At 41.6% G+C, this 12,361-nt stretch carries 12 protein-coding genes and 3 pseudogenes; 14 read left to right on the forward strand and 1 reads right to left on the reverse strand.

From position 1 onward, the window contains the following. The first annotated feature begins 3 nt into the window (after window positions 1-3). From rpoZ to spoVM, 14 genes and pseudogenes are all read left to right on the forward strand, one after another. Window positions 4-228: a DNA-directed RNA polymerase subunit omega gene (gene rpoZ / locus QNH10_RS11505; protein ID WP_283731677.1), complete on the forward strand. Its 225-nt coding sequence runs from the start codon at window positions 4-6 to the stop codon at window positions 226-228. A gap of 101 nt (window positions 229-329) precedes the next feature. Then, window positions 330-1,547 carry a bifunctional phosphopantothenoylcysteine decarboxylase/phosphopantothenate--cysteine ligase CoaBC gene (gene coaBC, locus QNH10_RS11510; protein WP_283731678.1) on the forward strand — a complete coding sequence of 406 codons (1,218 nt, stop codon included), beginning with the start codon at window positions 330-332 and terminating at the stop codon, window positions 1,545-1,547. Next, window positions 1,537-3,945, forward strand: a pseudogene (gene priA, locus QNH10_RS11515) (primosomal protein N'). The gene coaBC and the pseudogene priA overlap by 11 nt, the downstream one beginning before the upstream one ends. Before the next feature lie 42 nt (window positions 3,946-3,987). After that, on the forward strand, window positions 3,988-4,485 hold the full coding sequence (gene def, locus QNH10_RS11520) for a peptide deformylase (RefSeq protein ID WP_283731679.1): 498 nt from the start codon (window positions 3,988-3,990) through the stop codon (window positions 4,483-4,485). Then, window positions 4,482-5,422 (forward strand): annotated as a pseudogene (gene fmt / locus QNH10_RS11525) (methionyl-tRNA formyltransferase). The gene def and the pseudogene fmt overlap by 4 nt, the downstream one beginning before the upstream one ends. Further along, entirely contained in the window at window positions 5,422-6,771 is a 1,350-nt protein-coding gene (rsmB, locus tag QNH10_RS11530) for a 16S rRNA (cytosine(967)-C(5))-methyltransferase RsmB (protein WP_381427202.1), read from the forward strand. The pseudogene fmt and the gene rsmB overlap by 1 nt, the downstream one beginning before the upstream one ends. A gap of 35 nt (window positions 6,772-6,806) precedes the next feature. After that, window positions 6,807-7,004 (forward strand): protein phosphatase 2C domain-containing protein, encoded by a 198-nt coding sequence (locus tag QNH10_RS11535; protein ID WP_283731681.1) that lies wholly within the window; start codon window positions 6,807-6,809, stop codon window positions 7,002-7,004. Next, entirely contained in the window at window positions 6,934-7,560 is a 627-nt protein-coding gene (locus QNH10_RS11540; RefSeq protein WP_283731682.1) for a protein phosphatase 2C domain-containing protein, read from the forward strand. Before QNH10_RS11535 ends, QNH10_RS11540 begins: the two co-directional genes overlap by 71 nt. Beyond that, window positions 7,557-9,113, forward strand: a complete 1,557-nt coding sequence (pknB, locus tag QNH10_RS11545; RefSeq protein ID WP_347177869.1) for a Stk1 family PASTA domain-containing Ser/Thr kinase — start codon at window positions 7,557-7,559, stop codon at window positions 9,111-9,113. Before QNH10_RS11540 ends, pknB begins: the two co-directional genes overlap by 4 nt. 71 nt (window positions 9,114-9,184) lie before the next feature. Further along, entirely contained in the window at window positions 9,185-9,520 is a 336-nt protein-coding gene (locus QNH10_RS20635; RefSeq protein WP_347177870.1) for a hypothetical protein, read from the forward strand. 14 nt (window positions 9,521-9,534) lie between these two features. Continuing rightward, window positions 9,535-10,430: pseudogene (gene rsgA, locus QNH10_RS11550) on the forward strand (ribosome small subunit-dependent GTPase A). After that, window positions 10,423-11,088 carry a ribulose-phosphate 3-epimerase gene (gene rpe, locus QNH10_RS11555; RefSeq protein WP_283731683.1) on the forward strand — a complete coding sequence of 222 codons (666 nt, stop codon included), beginning with the start codon at window positions 10,423-10,425 and terminating at the stop codon, window positions 11,086-11,088. The pseudogene rsgA and the gene rpe overlap by 8 nt, the downstream one beginning before the upstream one ends. After that, window positions 11,088-11,741: a thiamine diphosphokinase gene (locus QNH10_RS11560; protein WP_283731684.1), complete on the forward strand. Its 654-nt coding sequence runs from the start codon at window positions 11,088-11,090 to the stop codon at window positions 11,739-11,741. Before rpe ends, QNH10_RS11560 begins: the two co-directional genes overlap by 1 nt. A gap of 13 nt (window positions 11,742-11,754) precedes the next feature. Next, entirely contained in the window at window positions 11,755-11,910 is a 156-nt protein-coding gene (spoVM, locus tag QNH10_RS11565) for a stage V sporulation protein SpoVM (RefSeq protein ID WP_283731685.1), read from the forward strand. A gap of 183 nt (window positions 11,911-12,093) precedes the next feature. On the opposite strand, the gene rpmB is transcribed toward spoVM, so the two are convergent. Beyond that, window positions 12,094-12,282 (reverse strand): 50S ribosomal protein L28, encoded by a 189-nt coding sequence (rpmB, locus tag QNH10_RS11570; protein ID WP_283731686.1) that lies wholly within the window; start codon window positions 12,280-12,282, stop codon window positions 12,094-12,096. Window positions 12,283-12,361: the final 79 nt, after the last annotated feature.

A 12,361-nucleotide genomic window follows, 5' to 3' on the forward strand; every position in this document is an offset into this window, starting at 1 on the left:
TACATGTTATATCCATCAGTCGATTCATTAAAAGGCAAAATTGATTCGAAATACACGTTAGTTACACTTGCTGCAAAAAGAGCTCGTGAAATGCAGGAAAGTAAAAATGAACTGCTTCGCACCTATACCTCTCATAAGAATGTAGGGAAAGCCTTGGAAGAAGTGGCAGCTGGTGCACTATCAAAACAAGTGCAAGACGCTTCCATTGTCTATGAAGACGAAATCTGATTGTCTTTGCTTCCGTGAAGAATTTAATAAGCTCTTATAACTCCCTTGGAAACAAACTTTCTTAGGGAGTTTGTCATTTTAACTGAAAAAGGGTGAGACGTTTGTTGAATAAAAAAATTCTTGTATGTGTCACTGGTGGAATTGCTGTCTATAAGACAGTGGCGTTAGTAAGTAAACTATCCCAGGCAGGAGCGGAAATAAAAGTGATTATGACCGCTTCAGCTATGGAATTTGTACAACCGCTTACATTCCAAGTAATGTCGCGGAATGATGTCTATTACGATACGTTTGACGAAAAAGACTCCCGTGTCATCGCTCATATTGACCTTGCGGATTGGGCGGATCTAATTATAGTCGCGCCTGCCACTGCTAATACGATAGGAAAGATTGCTAACGGCATTGCGGATGATATGGTTACCTCAACATTACTTGCAACAACATCTGAAGTCTGGATCGCCCCGGCAATGAATGTACATATGTACGAAAATAAAGCGGTTATCCGCAACATTCAACAACTTCATGAGGATGGTTTCCGTTTCATTGAACCGTCAGTAGGTTTTCTTGCATGTGGCTATGTAGGGAAAGGTAGACTTGAAGAACCTGAAAAAATAGTTGAACTTGTGAAACAGAGATTTTTGAAATCGACTAAGGAATTGCCGCTGTTAGGCAAAAAAGTTGTCGTTACTGCGGGTCCTACAAGAGAGCGAATCGACCCAGTACGGTATATTTCCAATTTTTCGAGCGGGAAAATGGGGTATGCGATGGCTGAAGCAGCTGTATCGTTAGGTGCTGATACGGTCTTAATTTCAGGACCTGTTGATTTGCCGAAACCGGCGGGCGTCGAATTTATACAAGTCGAGAGCGCGGCCGAGATGCTTGAGGCAGTACTTGAGAATTTCGACAATGCATCGATGGTTATAAAATCAGCTGCTGTCGCGGATTATCGCCCGAAAGAACAACATACACAAAAGATGAAGAAAAAAGACGGAGATTCATCCATTGAACTGGAACGTACAACAGATATTCTTAGAACACTCGGTGAACAGAAGAAAGACCAAATCCTTGTCGGTTTTGCAGCAGAAACAAATGATGCGATTTCATACGGCATGTCTAAGCTGACGAATAAGAACTTGGATTACATCATTGTCAACGATGTAACGGATCCTAATGGTGGGTTCGGAAATGACACGAATGTCGTCACACTATTGACAGGTATGGGAAATCAATATCCATTCGAAGCTATGGAAAAGAAACAACTTGCAAAAGTGCTGCTTGAAACGATTGTGGCAGACGAAAGGCCGATTTCAGATGATCGTTGAAATCATTGTAGATGTTTCGGCCTATCCGATTGACCGGCCTTTCGATTACAGAGTCCCGAAACACCTTGAATCGGTTATGGAAATCGGATCACGTGTCAAAGTCCCATTTGGACCGAGGAAAGTGCTTGGGTACGTCACAGGATTGAAAGCGGAAAGTGAAGTTGATGAGGAAAAATTAAAGCCAATTGATGAATTAATTGATTTAGAGCCTATCTTGTCTACGGAACTTTTATCGCTTTCAAAAAAGATGGCAAGGGAAACACTTTCATATGAAATTGATGCGTTACAAGTCATGTTACCAGCTGCTATGCGTGCAAAGTATGAGAAGTTCATTAATATAGAGCGACCTGATGAGATTGAAGATCCAAGCCTATCCGATTTCTTGAAGGGGAGGACAAGGATTCCTTTAAAGCAACTTCATGATTCTCATTTGCTAAAAGTTGTTAAGGACTATTCAACAAAAGGCATAGTCTCTGTTGATACCGTAGTTAGCCAACAGACCAAAATGAAAAAGGTACGGACAATCCAAATTGCTGATTCTTTAACCTTAAGCGATTTATTGAAGTCAGTTCATCCTAATGCAAAGAAACAGACGGAATTGATCAGTTGGATGTTAGGCCACGCTGGGGAAACAATGGAAGTTTCTAAGCTTCTGAAGGAATCAGGTATTCAGAACTCCGTCTTGAAAGCGATCGTTGAAAAAGGTGGAGGAATTGAAGGGGTTGCGGAAGTTTATCGTGAACCTGAGGCTCCGAACTTAAAAGATACACCAATTCCAATTCGGCTTACAGATGAACAACAAGTGGCGTTACAAGCTGTTAATATAGCAACGGATCAGAAGAAAGCGGAAACTTTTCTTTTGCATGGGGTAACGGGTAGTGGAAAACGGAAGTATACCTACAGGCTATCAAGCATGTATTAGAAAAAGGGAAGGAAGCAATTGTCCTCGTCCCTGAGATTTCTTTGACTCCGCAAATGACGGCCCGTTTCCAGGAAAGATTCGGTAGTCTTGTCGCTGTCATGCATAGCGGTTTATCAGCTGGTGAAAAATACGATGAATGGCGTAAAATACATCGGCGCGAAGTGAAGGTTGTCGTTGGTGCGCGGTCGGCCATCTTTGCTCCCTTTGAAAATATTGGGATTATTATTCTCGACGAAGAACATGAATCTACGTACAAACAGGAGGACAACCCCCGCTATCATGCGAGGGATGTTGCGATTTGGCGCTCAGAATTTTACAGATGCCCGGTTATCCTTGGAAGTGCAACCCCTTCGCTGGAATCTTTTGCGAGAGCGAAAAAGGAGTCTATACACTACTTGAGTTATCGAAAAGAGCGAAGAACCAATCATTACCATCAGTAACGGTTGTCGATATGCGGGACGAATTGAAAGAAGGAAATCGTTCGATGTTTTCAGTGAGTCTTGCGGATGCTATTCATCAGCGGCTTGAAAGGAAGGAACAGATTGTCCTATTCCTCAATAAAAGGGGATTTTCTTCCTTTGTATTATGCAGAGATTGTGGCACAGTCGTCCAATGTCCGAATTGTGATATTTCATTAACGTATCATCGGGCAAATGAAAGATTGAAATGTCATTATTGTGGCCATGAGGAAGGTGTGCCACTCGTTTGTCCAGAATGCGAGAGTGAGCATATCCGGTTCTTCGGGACAGGTACACAGAAAGCCGAAGAAGAAATTTATAAGCTATTCCCTGAAGCGAGGGTGCTTCGGATGGATGTAGATACAACTCGACAGAAGGGCTCACATGAACGTCTTCTTCGCAAATTTAGCGAGGGGAAGGCCGATATACTGTTAGGAACCCAAATGATTGCAAAAGGACTGGATTTTCCTAATATTACATTGGTTGGTGTACTTGCTGCGGATACTACATTACATTTGGCCGACTTCCGGCAGCAGAAAAAACATTTCAATTGATGACTCAAGTTAGTGGACGTGCGGGACGTCATGAGTTAGCTGGGGAAGTATTCATTCAGACGTATTCTCCAGAACATTACGCGATAGAGCTTGCAAAGACGCAACACTTCGAGACGTTTTACAATTTGGAAATGTCGGCGAGGAAACAATATGGGTATCCTCCTTTCTTTTATATAACACTTATCCAATTTTCCCATGAAGATTTATTGAAAGTGGCGGATTTTGCTGAAAAAGGTACAAGGTATATGAAAAATTCTCTCTCACCTGAAACGGTCATTATCGGTCCAGCCGCCGCTGCTATCAGTCGCGTGAACAATAGATATCGGTACCAATGTTTGATAAAATACAAAATAGAGCCAAAGCTGATTGAAACACTACAGCAATTGATAAAAATGTATCGGACAAACTGGATGAAGGAAGGGTTGCTCATGACAGTTGACATGGACCCGACCTCAATTAATTAACATAGCCCGATATATATCTACATCTAGAAAAGAGGAATAGACTTGGCGATACTTGAAATTGTGAAAAGTCCTTCACCGTTGCTTACACAACGCTGCAAGGAAGTGGACAAGTTTGATGAAAAGCTTGCAAAATTATTAGATGATATGTACGAAACGATGGTGGCTGCAGACGGAGTTGGAATTGCAGCTCCGCAAGTGGGTGAACTTGTCCGGGTTGCCATTGTCGATTTAGGTGAAGGGAACGAAGTCATTGAAATGATCAATCCCGTTGTCACCGCAATTGGTGGTTCCGAAGTGGATGTAGAAGGATGCCTAAGTTTTCCCGGCCTTTATGGAGAAGTCGAACGTCCTTTCTTCGTTCGAGTGGAAGCGCAGGAACGTGATGGTTCTTTGTATGAACTTGAGGCTGAAGATTATGAAGCAAGGGCGATTTTACATGAAATCGATCATCTGGACGGAATTCTTTTCGACTCGAAAATCAAACGAATTGTAGATCCGAGTGAATTTGAAGAGGTTGAAGGAGAGGAAGAAGAGGAATGACGAAAATCGTTTTCATGGGGACACCCGACTTTTCAGTACCTGTTTTAACGATGCTACATAACGAGGGATTCGAAATTGCGGCTGTTGTTACACAACCCGATCGGCCTGTCGGTCAAAAGCGGGTTCTTACACCACCTCCCGTTAAGGTGGAAGCGAACCGACTTGGTTTGACAGTTTTGCAGCCCGAAAAACTGAGAAATTCCGATGAATTAACGGAACTTAAAAATATGAATCCTGATTTAATCGTAACTGCAGCATATGGGCAAATCCTACCGAAGGATTTGCTTGATGTACCGAGGTTAGGCTGCATCAATGTCCATGCCTCGCTTTTACCGAAATATCGAGGAGGGCACCAATCCACCAAGCTGTTATGGATGGCGAAGCGGAAACAGGTGTCACGATAATGTATATGGTTGAAAAATTGGATGCCGGGGATATTATTTCACAAGTACGCATTCCGATTTTAGAAGAAGATAATACAGGAATATTGTTTGAAAAGTTATCCACTGCTGGTACGCAATTATTAAAAGAAACATTGCCATCAATTGTGGCTGGGACGAATGATCGAATTCCCCAAGATGAAAAATACGTAACGTTTGCTGGAAACATTACTCGAGAACAGGAGCGTATTGATTGGTCACGTGGAGGCAATGAGATCTTCAATAAAGTGCGTGGGTTATATCCTTGGCCAGGAGCATATTCTGTTTTCCAAGATGGTAACGTAAAAGTATGGAAAGCGAAAAAAAGTGAAATCGACACGGATGCCTCACCGGGTACAATTATTAAACGATTAAAGGACAGTCTTGTTGTAAAAACAGGCGACGGTACTTCCATCGCAATAACAGAATTGCAACCGGCAGGAAAGAAACGAATGGCCGCTGAGGAGTTTATGAACGGGGCAGGAGCCAATTGGAATGAAGGAGATCATTTCGAATGATTAACAAAACCAAAAAGAAGATTTGGAACGGAAATGTTCGAGATGCAGCACTTTCGATATTAATGGAGATAAATGATAATCAGGCCTATAGCAACCTTCTTTTAAACAGAACAATTAAAAAATACGCCATCGATCCAAAAGACCGCGGCTTATTGACGGAGTTAACCTACGGAACTTTACAGCATCGAATGACTCTGGATTTTTATTTAGAGCCATTTGTAAAAGGGAAACTTGATGCATGGGTTAGGGAGTTATTACGATTATCGATTTACCAAATTGTCTACTTAACAAAAATCCCGCCACATGCAGTAGTCCATGAAGCTGTGGAAATCGCGAAAAGACGTGGTCATAAAGGCATATCGTCAACTGTGAATGGTATCTTGCGTTCCGTTTTACGAAAAGGTGTCCGTTCGATCGAAGACATCAAAGATGATATTGAACGAATTTCCATTGAAACGAGTCACCCTATATGGTTGATCAAACGTTGGGTTGAACAATTTGGCAAAGAAGAAGCATTGGCGATGGCCCATGAAAATAACCATCCTGCCCGTATGACAGCTCGTGTCAATTTATTGAAAACGACGGTTGACGATGTTGTAAAGGAATTGGCCAAAGAAGGCATTGATGCAACAAGGGGAGAAGTCGTGCCGGAAAGTATCCAAACGGCAAGCGGAAGTTTGGCGAATACAGCAGCTTTTGCGAACGGTCTACTAACAATCCAGGATGAGAGTTCCATGTTACCTGTTATTGCTCTTGATGTGAAACCGGATATGAAAGTATTGGACATGTGTGCCGCTCCAGGCGGAAAAACAACATTCATCGCGGAGAAAATGAATAACCAGGGAGAAGTTTATGCACATGACTTACATGAACATAAATTGAAATTGATCGAATCCAATGCCAATCGACTTGGAATCGAGTCGATCAGACTGAGCAGTGGAGATAGTCGACAATTAGGTACCATTTATGAACCTTCTTCTTTCGATAGAATTTTGGTCGATGCGCCATGTAGTGGTCTCGGGGTCATTCGCCGCAAGCCAGAGATAAAATATAATAAGACAGAGCAGGACTTGGAAAACCTAACAAAAATCCAGGAAGAATTACTGGATACAGCCTATGGTTTAGTAAAAGAAGATGGCATTATAGTCTATAGCACTTGTACAGTTGAATATAGTGAGAATGCCGGGGTAGTCCATAATTTCCTTGAAAAACATACAGATATGACAACTGTTCCGCTTGATTCGTTCGTAAATAATGAATCATTGGCAATTAAAGATAATATGTTGCAAGTATTACCTCAACATTTTGGAAGTGACGGTTTTTTTGTTACCGCATTTCGTAAGAAGTAATTGCTGCGCGTTTAAAGATTAAGGGGGGACAAGTGTTGCGATTTGAAGTGCTTTCGGATATTGGGAAGAAGCGTTCAGTGAACGAGGATAGTGCAGCTGTTTTTACAATTCAGAATGGCCCAACACTGGCTGTAATTGCAGACGGTATGGGAGGCCATCGGGGTGGAGACTTTGCAAGTGCAACAGCAGTTCAACTATTGGGGGAGAGGCCAAGGAGTATCCAATTCAGCTGAAATGGATGATGAAGACTGGAAAGAATGGCTTTTAGAGACGGTTTCATTCATCAACCAGACTATTTTCGAGGTTGCAGAGAGAGATGAGAACTTCAAGGGTATGGGGACAACTCTTGATGCTGTGCTTGTTAACGGAAATAAGGGATTAGTTACACATGTAGGTGATAGTCGTGTGTATATTATTAATGAAACAGAAATCATTCAAATTACGAAAGATCATTCCTACGTCAATATCTTGCTTGATTCTGGTGAAATAACAGAAGAAGAAGCTGCGACGCATCCTCAACGAAATTGGATCATGCGAGCGGTTGGATCAGAAAAATCCATAACACCTGATTTTTATCATATTCAGCTGAAAGAAAACGCTTATCTATTGATCTGTACAGATGGATTAAGCAATAAAGTCCATAGTGAAAAAATTCATAGTATCGTTACATTGGATGGGAATCTCCATTCCAAGGCAGTTGAATTAGTTAAATTAGCGAATGATATGGGTGGCGAAGATAATATTTCTGTTGTTTTAGGATACTCCGATTCGGAGGTGAGATCATCATGATCGGAAAACGAATTGGTGGACGTTACGAAGTCATTAAAGGCATCGGAGAAGGCGGTATGTCAAAAGTCTATTTGGCACATGACATTATTTTAGACCGCGATGTAGCGATTAAAGTGCTTAACTATGATTTCGCAAACGAGCAAGATATAAAGAAAAGATTTCAAAGGGAAGCATTGTCAGCAACAAGTTTGACGCATCCACATATTGTGAATATTTATGATGTAGATGAAGAAGGAGAACTTCATTATTTCGTAATGGAGTACATCGAAGGTCAAACATTGAAAAAATATATTCAGTCGAATGGTCCATTACCTGTTGCCCAAGCTGTCAATATTATGAAACAACTTGTTTCAGCGATTGCAAATGCGCATCATAATGGCATTATTCATCGGGATATCAAGCCGCAAAATATTTTAATGGACGCCGATGGTGATGTGAAGATAACTGATTTTGGAATTGCAATGGCCCTGCATGCGACCGCGCATACAAAAACAAATTCAGTTATTGGGACAGTCCATTATTTATCCCCCGAACAAGCAAGGGGTGGAATGGCGACTAAAAAATCGGATATTTACTCCTTAGGTATCGTCTTTTATGAATTATTGACTGGCGAATTACCGTTTTCGGCGGAAACAGCTGTCGCAATCGCTTTAAAACATTTGCAGGAGGAGACACCGTCTGTACGAAATACGTTTCCCGGTATACCTCAAAGCGTTGAAAATGTTATTTTAAAGGCAACAGCGAAAGATGCTACATACAGATATCGATCAGCGGATGAAATGTATGATGATTTACTAACAGTTCTTTCTCCTGAAAGACAGTATGAAAGTAAGTTTACATTACCGTTTGATGATGATAAAACTCGTATTATTCCCGTGATCACAGATCCATCAAAAGTGGATAATCACGACACGACTAAAATTATCGAACCAGTAACTCCTGAACCTCAACCGCCTGTGAAGAAGAAGAGGAAGAAATGGCCGATTGTTTTAGGTATTTCTATAGGTCTTATTGCAATCGCATTATTGGCTCTTTTCCTGCCTTCATTATTAGGTCCGAAAGACGCTCTTATCCCTGAAGTTGCGGGATTGGATGAAGCGGAAGCAAGGGACCTCATTAGTGAAACTGGGTTTGTGGTAGAAGGCATAATCGAGGACTTCTCCGATGAATACGAAGCCGGTAAGGTTTTCAAAACAATCCCGGAGGCTGGAAAAAACCGTGAGTTAGGCACCCCGGTCACACTTTACGTAAGTAAAGGCAAAGACACGATGGAAATGACTGATTATACGGGTAAGGATTATGATGAAATCTATAATTTCTTGCAAGGATTTAATTTTAGGTCAATTACGGCTGATCCGGTTTATTCTGACCAGCCAGAAGGTCAAATTCTTGAGCAAACCCCAGCTGAAGGCGAGCATGTCGTTCCAGGGGAGACGGATATCGTATTCAAAGTCAGTCAAGGAAAGAGAATGGTCAAGTTAGGCGATCTGACGAATTATGATAAGAAGCAGTTGGATGATTATGCGGAATCCTGGGATTTGATATTCGTGTAGTAAAAGAGGAGTATCATGATACAATTCCGGAAGGTAATGTTATTTCGCAAGATCCTCCTGCGGGATCCGATTTGCAAGTCGGTGCAAAAGTTGGCGTTGTCCGTTCCAAAGGACAAGAGAAGAAACCAGTGAGAGTTTATGTAAGGCCTGTGGATATTCCGTATGAATCTACAACTGTAGATGATGAGGATGAATCATCCGAGCCCGAACCACAGACTGTTAAAATATACATCCAGGATAATAAGCATTCCATGACAGACCCGGTTGCAGAATTTAAAATTACTGAAGATACACGTAGAGAGATTACGATTGAACTTGAAGAGGGTCAACGTGGAAGATATATCATCTATAGAGGAGATACAGTCATAGAGGATATAACAGTTGATTACGATGATATCGAAGAATAAGAAAGAGGGATTGGATGCCGCAAGGACAAATCAGAAAAGCGATTAGTGGTTTTTATTATGTGCAAAGGGAAAACGGGAATCTGATCCAGTGCAAGGGGAGGGGAGTCTTTAGAAATAGAGGGATCTCCCCCCTTGTAGGTGACATTGTAACGATTGTCGAAGATGGCGATAATGATGCGACAATTACAGAAGTTCATGAGAGGAAAAATGAACTTGTACGGCCGCCGATTGCTAATATCGATCAGGCATTGCTTGTATTCTCTATTGTTGAACCTGATTTCAGCCTTCATTTATTGGATAGATTCCTGACTGTCATTGAATCTGTCGACATAAAACCTATCATCTGTCTAACCAAAAAGGATATTGCGAATGAAACTGACCTTCAACTCGCTAATGCTGCAATAGAATACTATGAAGGCATTGGGTATGACGTCATTCAGACATATATCGATGATCCTGATTTGCACGACCTACTTTATCCTTTTCTTAAAGGGAATACGACCGTCCTTGCGGGTCAATCAGGTGTAGGAAAGTCAACATTGTTAAATACGTTGATCCCTGGTTTGCTATTGAAAACTGGTGAAATTTCAGAGGCATTGGGCAGGGAAAACACACAACTCGTCATGTCGAACTAATGGAAGTCGCAGGAGGACTTGTTGCAGACACTCCGGGTTTTAGCTCGCTTGACTTCGATCATATCGAAAAAGAAGAATTACGTAATTATTTCGTTGAAATGGAGCAAGCGGCGCCACTTTGTAAATTCAGAGGTTGTTTACATCTTAAAGAGCCTAAATGTGCAGTAAAAGCAAAGGTCGATACCGGCGAAATTTTAAACTCCAGATACGATAATTACGTACAGTTTTTACAAGAGATTACTGACCGAAAGCCGAGGTATCCGAAAAATGATTAAAATTGCACCATCAATATTGGCAGCGGACTTTTCGAAGTTAGCTGAAGAAGTTAAAGAAGTGGAAGCAGCAGGTGCGGAACTGATCCATATTGATGTAATGGATGGACATTTCGTTCCGAACATTACGATGGGCCCGATTGTTGTGGAGGCGTTGCGACCAGTAACCAACCTCCCTCTTGATGTTCACCTCATGATTGAGAATCCAGATGCATATATTGAACAGTTTGCAAAAGCAGGAGCAGATTATATAACTGTGCATGTAGAGGCATGTAGGCATTTGCACCGTACGATTCAACTAATTCGTTCATTTGGTGTAAAACCTGGTGTTGTGCTTAATCCACATACACCTATTGAGCATATTCTTCATATCTTGGAGGATGTGGACCTTGTCTTGTTCATGACTGTGAACCCGGGATTTGGCGGGCAGAAATTCATTCATTCAGTTGTTCCGAAAGTGAAGCAGCTTTCCGACGTCATTAAAGAAAAAGGACTCAACATTGAAATTGAAATCGACGGCGGCATTAATGAGGAAACAATCATTCCATGCGCTGAAGCGGGTGCTACTATTTTTGTAGCGGGATCTGCTATTTTTAATACGGAAAACCGTGAAGAGGCATTACAACGGATCAAAGCTGCAGGGGAAAGCGTGCTGAAATAATGAAAAGAGTTGTTATTTGCGCTGGTGGACCGGTTGAGGAATTACCGGATTTACTTGCCTTAAAGTCAGAAGGGACTATTTTTATTGGAGTGGATCGTGGCTCCCTTCATCTTTTGGAAAGAGGAATAGTTCCTTTGGAGGCAGTAGGTGATTTCGATTCGGTTACTAAAAGTGAATTTGAGATGATCCAATCGGCTGTGGACCGTGTTGATGCATTCAATGCCATGAAAGATGAAACAGATACTGAATTGGCGGTTACACGTGCTCTTACCCATGAACCCGATGAAATCATCCTCATAGGTGTGACGGGTGGAAGAATTGATCATTTCGAATCAGCGCTGCAGTTACTATACCGGCTTCAAATTGAATATGAAGATGTGTCATTCATCGTTAAGAATATAAGCAATGAATTATATATTTTAAAGTCGGGAACACATCTTGTGAATAAAAACGAAGGTCTGCCCTATGTATCCTTTTTTCCTTTTGGAAGTACCGTTGAGGGAATTACCTTGACTGGCTTTAAGTATGAGACTGTAAATGCTCGGATGGAAATGGGTATGACAAAGTTTACAAGCAATGAACCAATTGAAGAAGTTTGTACTATCTCATTCCGGAAAGGCATATGCTTAATGGTAAGGAGTTCAGATTCCTGAAAGGAGCCGGGAATTGCGAGTCTATACATTTACGATGCCAAAGTTTCTCAGTAGTTTTGTCCGAAAATGCATGGTCGTCTTCCAAAAAGATGATAAGCAGAAGAGCCAGGCAGCTGCAAGTGCGAGTCAGCGCAATAGAAAAAGGAAAAAAGAAAAAACGTCAGGCTGAACTTATCGGCCTGGCGTTTTATTTCTTTTTTTCGTATTGTCGGAAAGCAAAAGAAGTAATTATTGTCTAGCTGCAACGACCAGTCTCTCGGGTCATAAGCCATATTAGCTCCACGGCAAAGTTCGCCGTTACGCTAATCTGTCTTATGCCTGTCGAGCCTAAACGGTCGTTTCCGCTTTTCGTTTAAACTCTTTCTACTTTACCTGATTTAAGTGCTCTTGCAGATACCCAAACACGTTTTGGTTTACCGTTAACAAGAATACGGACTTTTTGAAGGTTAGCTCCCCAAGTACGTCTGTTAGCGTTCATTGCGTGTGAACGAGCATTTCCAGTACGAGCTTTACGTCCAGTAATAACACATTCTTTAGCCATTTTTATGACCTCCTCGCTAATAATGATTAAGCGATTCACTATCTAATTCGCATACCATAATACTTTATCACAGGAAATA

It is taken from the genome of Sporosarcina thermotolerans (genome assembly GCF_030067815.1).
Taxonomy (GTDB): domain Bacteria; phylum Bacillota; class Bacilli; order Bacillales_A; family Planococcaceae; genus Sporosarcina; species Sporosarcina thermotolerans.

What these genes read in the sequence shown, in the direction of transcription:
- rpoZ (WP_283731677.1), top strand. Translation starts at nt 4, where the DNA reads ATGTTATATCCATCAGTCGATTCATTAAAAGGCAAAATTGATTCGAAA.
- pknB (WP_347177869.1), top strand. Translation starts at nt 7,557, where the DNA reads ATGATCGGAAAACGAATTGGTGGACGTTACGAAGTCATTAAAGGCATC.
- rpe (WP_283731683.1), top strand. Translation starts at nt 10,423, where the DNA reads ATGATTAAAATTGCACCATCAATATTGGCAGCGGACTTTTCGAAGTTA.
- QNH10_RS11560 (WP_283731684.1), top strand. Translation starts at nt 11,088, where the DNA reads ATGAAAAGAGTTGTTATTTGCGCTGGTGGACCGGTTGAGGAATTACCG.
- rpmB (WP_283731686.1), bottom strand. Translation starts at nt 12,282, where the DNA reads ATGGCTAAAGAATGTGTTATTACTGGACGTAAAGCTCGTACTGGAAAT.